Genomic DNA, 15,202 nt, shown 5'->3' with positions numbered 1-15,202 from the left:
GTCCCGCTACGCGAGGTTCGTCGCGGCGTCGAGCGTGATGCTGATTGCGCGCTCGACGTTGTTCTTCGCCTTTTCGGGGAGTTCGTCGTCCGAATCGGCACCCTTCTGTGTTCCAGCGACGAGGTTGCCGTCAACCGTACAGATTGCACCCGCGCGGAGACCCTTGCGGCGAGCGAGCGAGAACACTGTCGCGGCTTCCATCTCGATGGCGAGCAGTCCGGCGGCGTTCCAGTTTTTCACGTACTCGTCAGACTCGTTGTAGAACGCGTCGTCGGAGACGATTGGTCCGACGTGAACGTCTTCGTCGTTCGCTTCCGCGGCATCGACGAGCGAGGTGAGTACGTCGTAGTCCGGCACGGCCGGGATGACCTCGGACTCGTAGCGCTTGGAGGTCCCTTCCTCCTTTGCGGCACCCGTGGCGACGATCATGTCGCCGATTTCGATGTCCGCTTGGAGGGCACCGGTGGTACCGACGCGGATGAACGTCTCGACGCCGACGCGGGAGAGTTCCTCGACGGCGATAGCGGCCGAGGGGCATCCGATACCGGTCGAAGAGATGGTAATCGGAACGCCGTCGTACTCCGCGTTGACGATTTTGTACTCGCGGTTCGCGGCGACTTCCTCGACGTTTTCGCACTGCTTTGCGATGCGATCGACGCGGCCCGGGTCGCCCGGAATGAGCGCGATGTCGTTCACGTCGCCTTCCTCGACGAGGAGATGCGGTTGTTTCGCCATATTCGAACGTCTCGGGTCGCGGGCAAAAACGACGCGGTTCGGAGAAACCTCGATTCGACGTCTCGACCGCTCGGAGTCAGCGCGAGCGCCTCGGTCAGTAGGCGACTCGTAACGAATTCGAATTGAAGTGTTTGAACGGCCTAAAACATGCATAGACGGCGTCTATCGAATATAATTGAGCGGCTAACTAATCCACACTGCCGCGTCCAACGAACCGATGGGAACTCGGTCTGGCTCTGCGGTCTCCGCGCCGGCGACACAGAGCGGTGACTTGCGATTTTGGACCGTGGCCGCGGCGAGAAGTCCCCGCGTGCTCGCATTCGTCACGCTCATCGTGGTGAGTCTCGGTCTGCTCCCGCTGTACGAGTCGATTTGGTGGTGGGATATCGCCATGCACTCGTCGTGTAGCGCCGTGCTCGTCGCGTGGTCGTTCCGCTTTCGGTACTCGCCGTCCCCCGCGCTCGTCCTGCTTTTGGGCGTCAGCGTCGGCTGGGAAGTCGTCGAAGCTTCGACGCCGCACTTCGTGCTCATGGCGGGCGACCGCGTAGATACCGCCGGCGACATCGTCTCGAACACGTCCGGGTGGGTCGCCGCGACGCTCCTGCGACGCTGGGTTCGATATCTCGACGCTTGAGTGACGCTCTTCGTCGGCAGGTAGACGTCCTGAAAGTCATATACTCCCGACTGTCTGTGAAACGGTCAGACGTGATTATTGAGTTCCGGGGCGTAGTCTCTCTATGGTCGAACACGTCCTCGTCCCCTTCGACGGGTCGCCACTGTCAGAGAACGCACTCGAATTCGCCTGTGAGGTGTTCGGGTCGCAGACGATTACGGTGCTGTACGTCGTCGATAGCCACACGGACGAGACGGCGGCAAGCGGGTGGGGGGACCATCCAAGCGAGTGGGAAGACTGGCTCGAAGACCGGCGAGACCATGCAGAAGACCTCTTTTCGAGTGCACGGACGATAGCGGACGACCACGACGTCTCGCTTCAGACAGGGGTCGCGGTTGGTCGGGTCGCCGAGATGATTCTAGAAGCGGCGGCCGAATACGGCGCGGACCACATCGTCGTGGGGACTCACGGCCGGTCGCACCTACAGGAGTTCGTCCTCGGGAGCGTCCCCGAGTCGCTCGTCAGGCAGTCAGAGATTCCAGTGACGACGGTTCGATAGGCCGCGCGGTCGGGCGTCAAACTGGCGTCAGATTCAGCTCAGCCGAGTCATCGTGAGGGGGACTCGACGCTCAACGATAGCAGTCCGCCGAGGGAATCACCTAGTAGAGACTCGACGTTTGGCGGTCGCGGCCTCGATTTCGAGGAAGGTGAGACTGATGACGTAGATGGAGCTACCGTAAGTAGGAGGGGAAACACCGGCACTTCCGGCGACTGAAGCGAGACCAACGCCGACGGCCCGCGAGGAGACTGATGAGGAGCGTCCGTCAACGGCTCACCATCTCCATCATGTGACCCCGGTGAACAACGCCGGGCCGAGAAGCAACAGCGTCGCGCCGAAGACGAGCGACGAGCGGAGCCACTGACCGCGGACCGCAGTCGCGCGCTCTTCGTAAATCGTCCGCCCGGCGCGAGGGAGCACAACGTGCGAAAACAGGAGGTAGATACTCGTCACGACCGTGCCGGTCGCAACGAGGTGCGACGGCACGTCGATGCCGAAAAGCGGCATATCCGGGACCACGAAGTCGGTTGCGAGGTAGACGAGCGCGTAGAGGACCCCCGAGAGCGCGCCGGCGACGTGGTGGACGACGTTGGCGTCGAGAAAGCCGACCTCGCCCGGTTTCGTCCGACGAAGCACCGATGCGGCGATGTAGGCCGGGGTGAAGCCCTCGTCTTGCCGCCACATCGGAATATCCATCACAATCGCGGCCGCGACGCCGACGACGGCACCGAGTGCCACTCGCCCGGCGAACTCGCCAGCACCCGGAACGACTCCGAGCGCGGCGACGACGGCCGACACGTGTCTCAGCATTGTACCCACCGATGACCGGTGAGGATAAAATTGGTCGGGTCCTCCTGCCGATTTCGAACCCGCAGATGTAGCCGTCTTTCAGGTGTTTTCGCCGTCGGTGAGGTCGTCTAACCGGTCCCAACTGAGTTGTGTCCGCGCGCCGGGTTCGGCGGCGGTCAACGCGCCACAGGCGTTTGCGACCGCGAGCGCACGTTCGTACGATGCGCCGTCGAGCCGGGCGGCGATGAATCCCGAGGCGAAGGCGTCGCCCGCGCCGGTCGTATCCACGGCGTCGATGGGATAGCCCGGGTGGACGTGTCGTTCGTCTCCGTCTCGAACTTCCGCGCCTTTCGGCCCGTGTTTGAGTACGAGCGTCGTCCGTTCGAGCGCCGTAGCGACGGCACTCCCGTTGGTGGCGGCGTCGCTGTCGTTCGCGCTGGCTTCGCCGAGCGCGGCCGCGGCTTCGCGGTCGTTGAGGAAGACGTAATCGACCGCCGGAAGCGCGTCGGTGTAGCCGCGGTCGCCGATGCGCCGTCCCGGGTCGAAGCTGACGGTCGTTCCGACGGCGTCGGCGCGGCGGGCGAGCGCGGCGGCCGTCGCCGGCGCTTGACTCGTCAGGTGGAGGTGGTCGGCGGCGGCCAGTGGCTCTTCCGGGAGGTCGGCGGCCTCGAACACCTCGTTCACGCCGGGCGACCCGAGAACGAACACTTCGCCCGCGGCATCGACGACGACGTATTTGACGGTCGTCGGCCCGTGTTCGACGTTGACGACGTAGCGGCAATCGACCCCCTTCGAGGCGAGTTCGGCGACGGCGGCGTGACCGTGTTCGTCGTCGCCGACACTGCCGAGAAGCGACGACGAGACGCCCAAACCGACGAGTCCGCTGGCGACGTTGGCGGCGCTTCCACCGCCGGCACCGACGCGAGATTCGACGGTCGCCTCGCCGTCGGGGTCGGGAAGCGCGTCCACGCGAAGGGTGACGTCCCAGTTCACGTGGCCGGCGCAGATGACACGGGACATGCGTCCTCGTGAATCGAGTCGCCTGTCAGATAACTTTCCCGGGTCGGCTGGTCGCTCGACGCCTCGGTCGCCCGCCGACTGTCAGCTATCAAAGTCGCTAAAAACCGGAGTTCGTCCGTTGGTAGCTGTCCGTTAGTCGTCCGTCGATTCCGCCCCGGCAGTCGGCACGTCCATCGATGCGGTCACGATGGTCCCTCATCGGTCGGGCATCATCGACAGCGCGCGCAAGATGCCCGCGAGGGCGATGAACACGCCGGCGAGGATGTGGCCGATACCGCTGAGTTTTCGCCAGAGAAGTGTCGATGGCCACTCGTGCATCTCGGCGATGTAGGCCGCTCGCACAGCACCAAAACGAAAGGATAGTCGAATCCGTCAGGCGCCCGAAATAGCGAACAACAGCAGGTTGTGAACGCCCGGTCCGAGACCGACTGCCGCGACGAAGCCCAACAGGAGCGATCCCTCGGTCGGTTCCTCGCGGACGTAGTCGGCGAGAAGCGTCACGACCAGTCCCGCTACGGCGAGTTTTACGAGGACGAACAGCCAGCCGACGCCGATAACGTCCGCGGTCGGAAGCGCCGCGGCCGCTTCGAGGATAACCTTCGAAAGCGGCGTTCGCTCGCCGAATCCGAGCACGTCGATGCCGACGGCGGTCGAGACGGCGTCGAGGGTGTGCCCGAAGATAGCAAGCCACCCGAGCGTTCCTGCGACGGCCGTCTCCGGCGAGAACCGCTTCAAGGCTGGCCACGCGACCAGGCTGACGACGACGGACGCGACGAGACCGACGCCCGGCCAAAAGAGCGCGAGTGTTCCGGCGGCGACACCGGCTCGAATCGCCGACACGAGCAGGACACCGCCGCCGACGACGCCCGGCCCGGCGAGTGCTCGCGGGGAGGCGGCGTCGGCCGCATCGAGCGCGACCCACGTCGCTCCCGCGACGAGTGCAACCGTGAGGTAGACCGACGGCGTTCCGGCCAGCGGCTCGACCGCCGGCGGGAGCAGTCCGACCACGTACAGGACGTGCAACACGGAGCCGGTCACCATCCACGGGACGAGCGCGATGACGTGCGCCGACGAGACGGTCGGACGCGTGCGGACGAGTCCGACGCCGACACCGACGAGTCCCACGACGAGAACGACGAGATACGGCAGTGGGGGAAGCGCGAATCCTTCGGGGAGGATGGCCATGCAGGAGGCGCGACGGGGCGGCGTGAAAGCCTTACGTTCTTTAGGCCCGCGTCGCCTCCTCCCGATATGAATCGAGACGACCTCGCCGCCCGTATCGACCACACCGTGCTCGGTCCCGAGACGACGATGGCCGACGTGGAAGCCGTCCTCGACGACGCCGACGAGTGGGGGATGAACGCCTGTATCCCACCGTGTTACGTCGCCGAGGCGAGCGAGTACGCCCCCGACGTGCTCCTCGCAACGGTCGTCGGCTTCCCGCACGGCCAGCACACGACGGTCGCAAAGCGCGTGGAGGCCGTCGATGCGTGGGAAGCCGGTGCCGACGAACTGGACATGGTCATCAACGTCGGTCGCCTCAAAGCCGGTGACGACGAGGCCGTCACCGAGGACATCTCGGAGGTCGTCGCCGCCGTCCCCATCCCGGTGAAAGTCATCATCGAGACGGCGCTTCTCACCGACGAGGAGAAACACCGCGCTTGCGAAGCGGCCGCCGAAGCGGACGCCGCGTTCGTCAAGACCTCGACTGGCTTCGCCGACGGTGGCGCGACGGTCGAAGACGTCGAACTCATGGCCGAGTACCTCCCCGTCAAGGCCTCTGGCGGCGTCGGTTCGTACGACGAGGCGCTGGCGATGTTCGAGGCCGGTGCGGAACGAATCGGCGCGTCCTCGGGCGTCGAAATCGTCTCCGGAGCACCGGAAGCATAGGCGTCTCGACCGCTCGTCGCGCTCGCGTTACTGACTCGTCGTTCCGCGCTCGTCGTGTAACCCGCCCGGTCGCAAATAGACCCGCTTCGCCGACTCGTCTCTCTCTCTCTTTCCGAGCGGTCGTCCGTGATGGCCCCACCGGGTCGAATCGAGAGCGCCCTACGGTCGAAATCGAACGTCAGCTCACTACAATCATTATTCGACGTGTTTTGTAGCACGCACCGTCCGAGACCGCGCCTCTTTTGCCCGCGGACCCGATACGTGGAGTAACCGAATGGCCCGATACCACATCGAGACGTACGGCTGTACCTCGAACCGCGGCGAGAGCCGCGCCATCGAGAGTGCGCTCCGTGACGCGGGACACTACCGCGTCGATGGTCCCGAGGAAGCCGACGTCGCCATCATGAACACCTGTACGGTCGTGGAGAAGACGGAGCGGAACATGCTCCGTCGGGCCAAAGAACTCGAACAGGAGACCGCCGACCTCATCGTCACCGGCTGTATGGCGCTCGCACAGGGCGACGACTTCAGAAACGAGGATATCGACGCCCAGATTCTCCACTGGGACGATGTCCCGACCGCCGTCACGAACGGCGAGTGCCCGACACCCGGTCCCGGCGTCGAGCCGGTCTTAGACGGTATCGTTGGCATCCTTCCCATCGCCCGCGGGTGCATGTCGAACTGCTCGTACTGCATCACGAAGTTCGCAACCGGTCGCGTGGACTCGCCGTCGGTCCAAGAGAACGTCGAGAAGGCTCGCGCGCTCGTCCACGCCGGCGCGAAAGAACTCCGAATCACCGGCCAAGACACCGGCGTCTACGGCTGGGACAACGGCGACCGAAAGCTTCCGGAGCTTCTCGACCGCATCTGCTCGGAAATCGAGGGTGAGTTTCGCGTCCGCGTCGGGATGGCGAATCCCGGCGGCGTCCACGGTATCCGGCAGGACCTCGCCGACGTGTTCGCCAAGCACGACACACTCTACAACTTCATCCACGCGCCCGTCCAGTCCGGCTCGGACGAGGTGCTCGAACACATGCGTCGGCAACACCGCGTGGACAAGTTCAAAGAGATCGTCGAGACGTTCGACGAGACGCTCGACTACTGGACGCTCTCGACGGACTTCATCGTCGGCTACCCGACCGAGACCGACGAGGACCACGAGCGGTCGATGGCTCTCCTCCGTGAGATTCGCCCCGAGAAGATCAACGTCACGCGCTTTTCAAAGCGCCCCGGCACCGATGCCGCCGACCTGAAGGGACTCGGCGGGACCATCAAAAAGGAGCGCTCGAAGGAGATGTCCGAAGCGAAGATGGATATCGTCGCCGCCGCCTACGAGGACATGGTCGGCACCGAACACGACGTTCTCGTCGTACAGGACGGCACCGGCGACTCCGTGAAGTGCCGCGACGAAGCGTACCGCCAGATTATCGTCCAGAACGCCTCGGAACACGGACTCGAACCCGGAAATTTCGCCCGCGTTCGGGTGACTGCCCACCAGACCGTCTACGCCTTCGGCGAACCGGTCGAAACGCGCCCCGAACCCGACCGTGAGCGCGTAAGCGCCTAAGCTACCCGTCGCCGACAGAGCGCCCTCTTCTACGGCCGAATCGACCATACGAGTTCGTCTGTGACGTCGGTCGGCGACTCGCCCTCGAAGTTCGTGAGGTCCCACGACGACGCGCCGACGAGTCGCAACAGGAGTTCGAACTCGCGCTTCGAGACCGACTTGACCCGGTAGGTTTCGGAGACGACGACGTCGTCGTCGGCATCGAACAGCACTTTTTCGCCTTTGACGATGCCTTCGAGTTCGTCTTCGAAGTCCGCGCGGTGGAGCACGCGGTACGTCTCGCCGTCGATTTCGACCGGCGACGTTTCTTCGGTGCCGTAATTCTCCGCGACGAACTCGCAGTCGGGCGCATAGAAGTTCAGCACCACCCCGCCGTCGTCGGTCGTCGCGGCGAGTAGCGACCGGAGCGCGGTCAGTTGGTCCTCGACGGTGAGGTTGTGGAGAAACGCCCGGAACGGGACGATAACGAGTTCGAACGGCTCTTCGACGGTGAAGGTCCGCATATCGGCCCGCCGAACGTCGGGCGATAGTCCCGCGTCGGCCGCTTTCTCGCGGAGTCGTCCGAGCATGCCCTCGGAGAGGTCGATACCGACCGCATCGATTCCCGAACGGAGGAGTTCGAGATATATGCGACCGGTCCCGCATCCGACCTCCAGCACCCGCCCGTCGGTCTCACGGGCGCGGTCGAGGTAGTACGCTACGTCTTCGGTCGGCGTCTCTTCTGCGTCGTAGAACGGTGCCCACGTGTCGTAGAAATCGACGACGCCATCCGATTCCATGGGCGTGTTGCGGCCGAGACGCGCTTAAATCTTCGCTCGGTTAGGGGACGTCGCTCACGACTGGGCGTCTGGAGACTCCTCGCGCCCGCGAACGCCATCATCGCCGACGCGGAGAAACATCCCCTTCGACGCCGGCGCTGTCGGTTCGAATCCCCAGCGCTCGTAGTAGCCGTCAACGTCGGCCATGAGGTTCACGAACGCCGACGGCGGGGCCTCGCGGTCGAGGTAGTCGATGAGCGCGTCCATAATTCGGCTTCCGAGACCCCGCCCTTGGTGGTCGGGGTGGACGGCTACGTCTACGACCTGATAGACGGTTCCGCCGTCGCCGACGAGTCTCCCCATTCCGACGACTTCTTCATCGCCGTCGGCGGCATCGTCGCTTCCGTCGGCCGCCGAGTCGAGAACGACGCTGACGCCGAACGTCGTGTTCGGAACGCCCTGTTTCGCGGCGGCGAGCGAACGAGGTGACATCTCGGCGGCCGCGCGGAGTTCGACGTACGTCTCGGGGGCTGGAAACTCGGGGACGAGGGTGTACGTGGCGGTCATCACTCGACAGATTCGGGCTGTGTCCTATAGTAGCGTTTCTGCTGGGGTTGGGTTGCCGCCCGCCGGCTGGTGTGCGGTTGACGGCCGCGTTATCCGGTCTCGGGTCGCGTTCGCGGTTCTCGCACTCTCCGCAGTTCTCGGACGAATCCCTCCGGGTCAACGAGTGCCCTGAGCCGTCTCTCGTCGCCGTCTCGCGGTTCGATTCGAACTGGGTATTTGGTGAATGGGAGCGGGTTGAACAACCCAAAAATCGACCCGAGCGGGTCGTCACCGACTGCGACCGACTCGACATCCTCGATTGGGACGACCCACTGTGGTTCCGCAAGGCGCGTGTCGTACGCGACGAGTTTGTCGTCGTAGATTCGGTACTCCTCGTGCGCGTAGCCCCACGAAAAGACGAGCAGTGCCAGCGAAACGGTTGCGAGCGGCGACACCAAAGTGGCGATTCCGAAACCGACGAATGCGGTTCGTAGCGAGCCGTACACGAAGAGACCGACCAGTGCGAGGAGCGAACCGAGATAAGGAACCACGAGAACCGCGTACGAAAGCCCCTCGTATATCGCCCAGTCACGGACGACGCGCCATTCGTTTCGAAACACACGCCGTGGCTCGGTGACCGTGAGTGACAGTTCGTCGTCTTCGTCGTCGATGGCCGGGTCGAAAGTGAGCGGCCACGGACCGAATCCAGACTCACGACACTCGAACAGGAATTTGGGGAGACACCAGATTGTCGTGCTGGCGGTCACGTGTGCGGGGGATGGCTCGGTCGTGGAGAACCCCCAGACGGCGAAACACGTGATGACCGTGAGATAGAAGAGTTCACGACTTCGACGGATGGTGCGTGCCGACGCGTTCGCGTACGTTCCGTTCGCCTCCCACGTTTGGAGTATCAAGTAGTGTTTGGTCCCGATTAGGACGAGTGCCGGTAGCGCAGTGAATCCCAACCCACCCGCAAATGGCTCCAGTCCCAGCCACGTGATCCCAGCAATCGGGACCAGCCAGAAAAAAATCCCCCACTGGTCGATCACGTACGGGAGGTTCCGTGGGTAGACCGGCGGCAACCAACTTCGAATCTGAAAGCTTCCTCGTTTGTCGAAGACGACATCGTAGAGTGGTTCGAGATATCGAAGATGATGCATTACCGGTTCATCTCTAGACGGACGGCCTGCGGCTACCCGTTCGTAGAGTATGCGAGCGATTCCGAGTAGTGCATCGAGGGTAAACAAAAGCGCGAGCGTGAGCGCACTCTCCGAGAGCAGAGCACCGGTAATCAACACCAGATTCAGAGCTAAAATAACACAGAACAGAGCTATTTTTTGTCTGTTCATATACCTGCATTATTCTCAATCACTCGCACTTGAGACTGCCGACACGCTTCAGCGAGGCGGATAGAGACGTCCAGTCCGGCGCTCGGAGAGTGTTGGCTAGATGCCAAATCGACGCGAGAGAGACAAAATTACCCCGTCCCGGCGGGACAACCGCTCCACCAAATCCATCAAAAAATTGATGTTGTCCCGAGCGGTGACGGATATCTGTGTCAGCAGACAGCCCGTCGTCCACGCGTCTCTTCCTCAACGACGTAGCTCAGACGCTCGTTATACTCGCCGTGATCGCCGCTGTCCTCTTCACGGTCACTGGCGTCTGGCCCCCGATGGTCGCCGTCGAGAGCGGGAGTATGGAGCCGCACCTCGAACGGAGCGACCTTGTGCTCATCACCGACGAGGGCCGCTTTGCCGGTCCCGCCGCCGACACCAACGATGTCGTCACGGCGAACGCGAGCGAGGGATACGGTCGCATCGGCGGACACGGCGACGTTATCGTGTACAAACAGCCCTCCAGAACGGACTCGCCGATTATCCACCGGGCGGTGTTCCACGTCGAGAAAGGCGAAAACTGGTACGGCGAGGCGAACAAGTCCTACGTCCTCGGCGCGGACTCCTGTTCGGAGTTGCGTAACTGTCCCGCCCCGCACGCTGGCTACATCACCCGCGGCGACAACAACGACTACTACGACCAAGCGCACACGATTGCGCCGCCCGTCAAGCCCGACTGGATTCGAGCGAAAGCGCAGTTCCACATCCCGTATCTCGGGTCGGTTCGGCTCGAACTACAAAAATTAGCCGCCGGTCGATAGCCCGTCTGTCTCGCCGGACTGCGGGAGTGACCGTCCTCGCTGACTGCCAGTCGTCTCCGCCGTGTGGCTCTCCGTCCGTCGGTGTTCCTATTTTCTGCCGCCGGGCGAAAACACGGTGTACCGTTCGGTGTCGTCTTCGTCTTTCCACTCGCCGAGTTCTTTTGGGTCCACGTGGACGAACACGTCGTCAACTTCGTCGACTTCGCCGATAGCCCCGACGACCCACGTTTCGATGTCGTGGGCCTCCGTGACCGTCATGTCTCCTTCGACCTCGATGTGCAGGCTTACGTCAACTTCCGGGCCGACGTAGTGAGCGACCACGTCGTGTGCGCCCTGTACGTCGGGGTGCGACAGCGCGGTTTGGACGATGAGCGCGCGGAGGTGCTCCGGCGGGGCGGCCCCGACGAGGTAGTTCACGTTGTCGCGGACGATTTCGTAGCCGGTGTAGATGATGCCGATAGAGACGACCATCGCGGCGAGCGGGTCCAAGACCGGGTAGCCGAACTGTGCGCCGGCGACACCGACGAGCGCCGCACCGGCCGTGAGAATGTCGTTTCGATTGTCGAGTCCGGCGGCAACGAGCGCGGGCGAGTTCTGTTCGCGTCCGACTGTCGAACAGTAGCGGTAAAGAATATACTTGAACACCGCCGCGGCGACGAGCACGCCAGCACCGAAGAGTCCGGCAGAACCCCCGTAGCTTTGGGTCAGAATACTGCTCGTACTCTGCCAGAGTATCGCGCCGCCAGCCGCGAAGATACCAACCGCGACGAAAAGCGAGACGAACGGCTCGATTCGCTCGTGTCCGTGCGGGTGTTCGAAGTCCGGTGGCTTCGTCGTGAGATAGAGTCCGGCGACGATAATCGCGCTGTAGACGGTGTCTGCGAGACTGTTGACGGCCTCCGACCCGAGGGCTAAACTCCCCGTCGTCCACCACACGCCCCCTTTGCCGAGAGCGAGAAGGAGATTCGCCACGAGGACGACGACGCCGACTCGACGGATGGCCCGTTTCCGCTCCATTACCGTGGCTTTCGGGTCACGGGTTCAAAGGCTCTTCGGGCGACAGCGGCCTTTTAGATGCATTTTACAAGAGTTTTAGAGTCAGTCTAATTCGAAGAACACCGCGTCTTCGTCGCCGTCGGCGACGGCTCCGTCGAGTTCCGCAAACGCGTCGAAGAGCTGTCCGTAGCTCTCTTCGAGCCCTTGTACGAGCACCTTCGTATCCGAGATGACCGGCATGAAGTTCGTGTCGCCGTTCCACCGCGGGACGACGTGGGTGTGGAGGTGGTCGTCGATGGACCCACCGGCGGCCGACCCGCCGAGGTTCTCGCCCGCGTTGAAGCCGTGGGGGTCGAACGCCGCGTCGAGCGCATCGAGCGTCCGGGATTTGAGGCGGGCGTGGTCGAGCAGTTCCTCGTCTGTGAGGTCGGCGAAGTCGCCGGTGTGGCGGTACGGAATGACCATGACGTGGCCGGGGGCGTAGGGGTAGTTGTTGAGCAGAACGAACGAGTGCTCGGAGCGGGCGACGATTTTGCTCTCGGCGTCGTCGTCGCGCTCGGGGAGCGCACAGAAGGGACAGCGGTCGTCGTCCGCATCTTCGGTGTCTTGGTCGCCGTCGCGGGCGACCCATTCGATGCGCCACGGGGCGAACAGTTGGTCCATGCCGGGTTGACGAACCGAGAGATGCAAGGCGTTTCGGTTGGCTGAGAGTGATTTCATATCCGATGAAATACCGGACCGTTCAAAGCTCTCACCCCCGGACTATCAGCAGGTATCGAAGTACAATAATGCTGAGTACAACTCCGAATATTCCGTACTCAATGCTGGTCGCATAGAAATAGAACAAGAACCCAATTATCGCGCTGGATACGAGAATGACTATCCAACTTCGTGTCTGGTTCATTTTTCTACTGTTCATTTATTGATTGTAGTTTATATTTCTCATGCCAACTTTATTGAAAATGTTTGGTATTCAGAGCTAAGCCAGAGTTACGTTTTATCTTGTACCTTCATCAACCTTCACCGTCCGATGGCTAGTATTTGCATGGGAACTGCCATCATCTTGAACTTGAACTTCTATTGTATGTTTATAATCACCTGCATTTCCTTGGAAGCCATAGTAGTCACCCTCTGCGTAGACTGTATAATAGCCCTCACCAACTCCACCAGATTCTGTTTCGTAAGTAATTCCATAGAAATCTTCACCTACTCCACCAGCATTTCCAGAAAGTGAGTATCCCGCGTAGGTGAGAATTCCATCCTTGACATCCCATTCCACTCTTGCCTGTAGCTTTGACATCTTGTTGATCCCTGAACCTTTTTGCGATTTATATACAACGTAATATTTGTTTGTACTTGCAGCAGCTGAAGACCCAATCATGCCTATTGAGAGTCCACTGATGCCGACTGTTGCTACTGCGGAGCGCTTCAGGAAGCTACGACGCGAACGTGGACTGTTTATCTTTTCGTTCATTATACTGGAGAAGTTTCTTCAGTAACGGTCCAATCACCGGTCTCGTCTCCTCTAATCTCGATTTTTGCAGTAACTGTGCGCCAATCTGCACCCAGTTCTAATTTGAACTGTCCTGACTCCCATGCTGTGAAATAGTCTGAGTAGATATCTGTTTGACCAGACATCCTAGAGCCTCTCACATAATGCCCCGCTAATGCGTTTGACTGTCCAAAACTGCTGTGGCTCAGCTCAGAGTAGCCATTTCCTTCGCCATGTGCGTACCATTGAAAATTAGCCTCAAAGGTATATTCCACCGTTCCAGCGATAGGAGTTTTTCCTTTGGTTACTACTTCTGCATGTATCGGTTCTGCCGAGGAAGTTGCTGCAGAAGACGTTCCTGTGGATAACTCAGTAGTATCATTTCTCACTGATTTTTCAACTGACCACTCGACATTTTCTGCGTAAAAATCGAGTACTGCAGAAACCTGTTCTGCACTTAAATGGTCGGCAATCTCTGGATTGTTCAATGGATCATTTTCTTTGATAAATGAGCCTACTTCCTGACTGTCGTCTGGGTTGAAATTGTATTCTTGAGAACTTTTTTTCTCTCTTGCTGAGCCTGTTTTTGCAAGACCGACCATCCCAAGTAGGGATGTAGCAGCTATTTTCATCGATTTTCTTCGAGTTGTATTATCTCTCATAATTCAAGATGGCAGATATTCTATAGACATATAATTTTTTGATCAATTCATATCACAAATTATAATATTGAAATTAAATAACCACTATCCCATTGACATACATCTAATTCAGAAACAAGTATTTCAGTGGATTAATCCTTCGAGAATAACGAAGAGTAATTCTCAAGAAAAAGACGGTGCACGCAGGTAGCAGTGGATTAACTGGAATGAAAATCCAATTTCAGGTTCAAAACTTAATGAGTGAAGCCTGTAGTACCTCTTTAGAACCACATGAGACGCGGGTTTCAAATTTTTGCCAGAATAGCACGTACTCTGCGCTCAGCACGACTTCAAAAATCAGTTGAAAGCGCCAATAGCAATAAATGCCCCAAGCTACTCGGTCAGGTTCTCGTAGCCGTCTTCGGTGACGATGACGGTGTGTTCGGCCTGCCCGACCATCGCACCTTCTTCTTCTTTCAGCACGGGGTAGCCGCGAAGGACGCCCTGCTGTTCGAGGCGGCGGATTGCCATCTCGGAGCGCCCGCCGTCGAACCAGCGGGCCGCGAAGGGGAGCAGTTTGTACTTCTCGCGCACTTCGTCGAGGAGTTGGCGCGACATTCGGTCGCGGACCGAGCGGTCGTTGACGAGGCTGTAAATCTCGTTTTTCGAGCCTTCGGTGACCTTTCCGGTTCCGTCGGTGGCGAACGGTTCGATGGCGACGACGTCGCCGACTTCGAGTTCGACGCCGCGGTCTGCGCCGCGGTTCGGGATGGTCGGGTCAGTGTGGGCATCCCACTGTTCGACGCCGTGCCCCGAGAGGTTGAGAACCGGCGTGTAGCCGTAGCCGCGAATCACGTCTTCGATTTCGGCCCCGATTTTGCCGGTGTGCGCGCCCGCCTCGACCATGTCGAGGGCGGCGTCGAGCGCTTCTTCCGCGGATTCGACGAGTTCGGTGTTCCCCGAGAGGTCGATAGTGACCGCGGAGTCGGCGATGTAGCCATCGACGTGGACGCCGAGGTCCAGACAGACCATATCCTCACCGAAGACGGTGTCGTCGTCGCGGCCGGGACTCGCGTGTGACGCCTCCTCGTTGATGCTGATGTTGGCCGGGAACGCACAGCCGTCTGCGAGTTCGCGGATTCGTTCCTCGGCGTGTTCGGCCACTTCGAGATGGGTGACGCCCGGTTCGACCATCTCGGCCGACTCGTCCATCACCGTGCGGAGGACCTCCCCTGCCTTTCGATACTTTTCGATCGTCTCGTCGTCGAGGGGTCCGATGCTCATACCGACGACTTTGCGGTCCCCCCGGAAAGCGATTGCGGGATGCGTGACGGCACAGTGACTGCGACGGCTGGTGATTCCGGCCTTCCATGTTCCACTCTCCCGTGTCTATATAGGTCACGATTCGACAACTAGCAACCCTTTCTAAGCGTCCGGTACA

Annotated in this window: 18 protein-coding genes; 5 read left to right on the top strand and 13 right to left on the bottom strand. The window is 60.7% G+C overall.

Annotation, left to right across the window (positions count from 1 at the left end):
- Window positions 1-6 precede the first annotated feature (6 nt).
- The gene (locus tag C440_RS10340) at window positions 7-735 is read right to left on the bottom strand and encodes a nucleoside phosphorylase (RefSeq protein ID WP_008320407.1); all 729 of its coding nucleotides are present in this window, start codon (window positions 733-735) and stop codon (window positions 7-9) included.
- 217 nt (window positions 736-952) lie between these two features.
- On the opposite strand from C440_RS10340, the gene C440_RS10335 reads away from it, so the two are divergent.
- Window positions 953-1,369, top strand: a complete 417-nt coding sequence (locus tag C440_RS10335; RefSeq protein ID WP_008320405.1) for a hypothetical protein — start codon at window positions 953-955, stop codon at window positions 1,367-1,369.
- A gap of 103 nt (window positions 1,370-1,472) precedes the next feature.
- A complete protein-coding gene (locus tag C440_RS10330) occupies window positions 1,473-1,907 on the top strand; it encodes a universal stress protein (RefSeq protein WP_008320404.1) in 435 nt (144 codons plus the stop codon).
- A gap of 285 nt (window positions 1,908-2,192) precedes the next feature.
- Here the strand turns inward: C440_RS10330 and C440_RS10325 are convergent, their stop codons facing one another.
- From C440_RS10325 to C440_RS10315, 4 genes are all read right to left on the bottom strand, one after another.
- Window positions 2,193-2,717, bottom strand: coding sequence for a hypothetical protein (locus tag C440_RS10325; RefSeq protein ID WP_008320403.1), 525 nt, complete (start codon window positions 2,715-2,717; stop codon window positions 2,193-2,195).
- Window positions 2,718-2,795: 78 nt separating this feature from the next.
- The gene (locus C440_RS10320) at window positions 2,796-3,716 is read right to left on the bottom strand and encodes a carbohydrate kinase family protein (RefSeq protein WP_008320402.1); all 921 of its coding nucleotides are present in this window, start codon (window positions 3,714-3,716) and stop codon (window positions 2,796-2,798) included.
- A gap of 195 nt (window positions 3,717-3,911) precedes the next feature.
- Window positions 3,912-4,058, bottom strand: a complete 147-nt coding sequence (locus C440_RS17550) for a hypothetical protein (RefSeq protein ID WP_161605929.1) — start codon at window positions 4,056-4,058, stop codon at window positions 3,912-3,914.
- Between the two features lie 30 nt (window positions 4,059-4,088).
- A complete protein-coding gene (locus C440_RS10315) occupies window positions 4,089-4,901 on the bottom strand; it encodes a DUF63 family protein (protein WP_008320401.1) in 813 nt (270 codons plus the stop codon).
- A gap of 66 nt (window positions 4,902-4,967) precedes the next feature.
- Between C440_RS10315 and deoC the strand changes: the two genes are divergently transcribed.
- Both deoC and C440_RS10305 read left to right on the top strand, forming a co-directional pair.
- The gene (deoC, locus tag C440_RS10310) at window positions 4,968-5,606 is read left to right on the top strand and encodes a deoxyribose-phosphate aldolase (protein WP_008320400.1); all 639 of its coding nucleotides are present in this window, start codon (window positions 4,968-4,970) and stop codon (window positions 5,604-5,606) included.
- Between the two features lie 274 nt (window positions 5,607-5,880).
- Complete coding sequence (locus C440_RS10305; RefSeq protein ID WP_008320399.1) at window positions 5,881-7,173, top strand: tRNA (N(6)-L-threonylcarbamoyladenosine(37)-C(2))-methylthiotransferase; 1,293 nt, start codon at window positions 5,881-5,883, stop codon at window positions 7,171-7,173.
- Window positions 7,174-7,202: 29 nt separating this feature from the next.
- Here the strand turns inward: C440_RS10305 and C440_RS10300 are convergent, their stop codons facing one another.
- The 3 genes from C440_RS10300 to C440_RS10290 all read right to left on the bottom strand — a co-directional run bounded on the left by C440_RS10300 (window position 7,203) and on the right by C440_RS10290 (window position 9,637).
- Window positions 7,203-7,952, bottom strand: a complete 750-nt coding sequence (locus tag C440_RS10300) for a class I SAM-dependent methyltransferase (protein ID WP_008320398.1) — start codon at window positions 7,950-7,952, stop codon at window positions 7,203-7,205.
- A 54-nt stretch (window positions 7,953-8,006) separates the two neighbouring features.
- Window positions 8,007-8,498, bottom strand: coding sequence for a GNAT family N-acetyltransferase (locus C440_RS10295; RefSeq protein ID WP_008320397.1), 492 nt, complete (start codon window positions 8,496-8,498; stop codon window positions 8,007-8,009).
- An 89-nt stretch (window positions 8,499-8,587) separates the two neighbouring features.
- On the bottom strand, window positions 8,588-9,637 hold the full coding sequence (locus tag C440_RS10290; RefSeq protein ID WP_008320396.1) for a hypothetical protein: 1,050 nt from the start codon (window positions 9,635-9,637) through the stop codon (window positions 8,588-8,590).
- Window positions 9,638-10,032: 395 nt separating this feature from the next.
- Here C440_RS10290 and C440_RS10285 point away from each other — a divergent pair, with 395 nt between their 5' ends.
- Window positions 10,033-10,632: a S26 family signal peptidase gene (locus tag C440_RS10285; protein WP_008320394.1), complete on the top strand. Its 600-nt coding sequence runs from the start codon at window positions 10,033-10,035 to the stop codon at window positions 10,630-10,632.
- Between the two features lie 87 nt (window positions 10,633-10,719).
- Here C440_RS10285 and C440_RS10280 read toward each other — a convergent pair whose 3' ends face one another.
- From C440_RS10280 to map, 5 genes are all read right to left on the bottom strand, one after another.
- Window positions 10,720-11,649: a cation diffusion facilitator family transporter gene (locus C440_RS10280; RefSeq protein ID WP_008320393.1), complete on the bottom strand. Its 930-nt coding sequence runs from the start codon at window positions 11,647-11,649 to the stop codon at window positions 10,720-10,722.
- 81 nt (window positions 11,650-11,730) lie between these two features.
- On the bottom strand, window positions 11,731-12,291 hold the full coding sequence (locus C440_RS10275) for an HIT family protein (RefSeq protein WP_008320392.1): 561 nt from the start codon (window positions 12,289-12,291) through the stop codon (window positions 11,731-11,733).
- A 334-nt stretch (window positions 12,292-12,625) separates the two neighbouring features.
- Window positions 12,626-13,102, bottom strand: a complete 477-nt coding sequence (locus C440_RS17415; protein ID WP_152417871.1) for a twin-arginine translocation signal domain-containing protein — start codon at window positions 13,100-13,102, stop codon at window positions 12,626-12,628.
- A complete protein-coding gene (locus tag C440_RS17410; RefSeq protein WP_152417870.1) occupies window positions 13,102-13,782 on the bottom strand; it encodes a hypothetical protein in 681 nt (226 codons plus the stop codon). Before C440_RS17410 ends, C440_RS17415 begins: the two co-directional genes overlap by 1 nt.
- A gap of 372 nt (window positions 13,783-14,154) precedes the next feature.
- Window positions 14,155-15,045 carry a type II methionyl aminopeptidase gene (gene map, locus C440_RS10265; RefSeq protein WP_008320389.1) on the bottom strand — a complete coding sequence of 297 codons (891 nt, stop codon included), beginning with the start codon at window positions 15,043-15,045 and terminating at the stop codon, window positions 14,155-14,157.
- Between the last annotated feature and the right edge of the window lie 157 nt (window positions 15,046-15,202).

The sequence above is a fragment of the Haloferax mucosum ATCC BAA-1512 genome (genome assembly GCF_000337815.1).
GTDB classification, from domain to species: Archaea; Halobacteriota; Halobacteria; order Halobacteriales; family Haloferacaceae; genus Haloferax; species Haloferax mucosum.
This window is presented reverse-complemented; position numbering and strand designations above follow the sequence as displayed.

Bases quoted from the DNA above. Each gene is read 5' to 3' on its own strand.
- C440_RS10340 (WP_008320407.1), bottom strand. From the start codon at position 735: ATGGCGAAACAACCGCATCTCCTCGTCGAGGAAGGCGACGTGAACGAC.
- C440_RS10335 (WP_008320405.1), top strand. From the start codon at position 953: ATGGGAACTCGGTCTGGCTCTGCGGTCTCCGCGCCGGCGACACAGAGC.
- C440_RS10330 (WP_008320404.1), top strand. From the start codon at position 1,473: ATGGTCGAACACGTCCTCGTCCCCTTCGACGGGTCGCCACTGTCAGAG.
- C440_RS10325 (WP_008320403.1), bottom strand. From the start codon at position 2,717: ATGCTGAGACACGTGTCGGCCGTCGTCGCCGCGCTCGGAGTCGTTCCG.
- C440_RS10320 (WP_008320402.1), bottom strand. From the start codon at position 3,716: ATGTCCCGTGTCATCTGCGCCGGCCACGTGAACTGGGACGTCACCCTT.
- C440_RS10315 (WP_008320401.1), bottom strand. From the start codon at position 4,901: ATGGCCATCCTCCCCGAAGGATTCGCGCTTCCCCCACTGCCGTATCTC.
- deoC (WP_008320400.1), top strand. From the start codon at position 4,968: ATGAATCGAGACGACCTCGCCGCCCGTATCGACCACACCGTGCTCGGT.
- C440_RS10305 (WP_008320399.1), top strand. From the start codon at position 5,881: ATGGCCCGATACCACATCGAGACGTACGGCTGTACCTCGAACCGCGGC.
- C440_RS10300 (WP_008320398.1), bottom strand. From the start codon at position 7,952: ATGGAATCGGATGGCGTCGTCGATTTCTACGACACGTGGGCACCGTTC.
- C440_RS10295 (WP_008320397.1), bottom strand. From the start codon at position 8,498: ATGACCGCCACGTACACCCTCGTCCCCGAGTTTCCAGCCCCCGAGACG.
- C440_RS10290 (WP_008320396.1), bottom strand. From the start codon at position 9,637: ATGCATCATCTTCGATATCTCGAACCACTCTACGATGTCGTCTTCGAC.
- C440_RS10280 (WP_008320393.1), bottom strand. From the start codon at position 11,649: ATGGAGCGGAAACGGGCCATCCGTCGAGTCGGCGTCGTCGTCCTCGTG.
- C440_RS10275 (WP_008320392.1), bottom strand. From the start codon at position 12,291: ATGGACCAACTGTTCGCCCCGTGGCGCATCGAATGGGTCGCCCGCGAC.
- C440_RS17415 (WP_152417871.1), bottom strand. From the start codon at position 13,102: ATGAACGAAAAGATAAACAGTCCACGTTCGCGTCGTAGCTTCCTGAAG.
- C440_RS17410 (WP_152417870.1), bottom strand. From the start codon at position 13,782: ATGAGAGATAATACAACTCGAAGAAAATCGATGAAAATAGCTGCTACA.
- map (WP_008320389.1), bottom strand. From the start codon at position 15,045: ATGAGCATCGGACCCCTCGACGACGAGACGATCGAAAAGTATCGAAAG.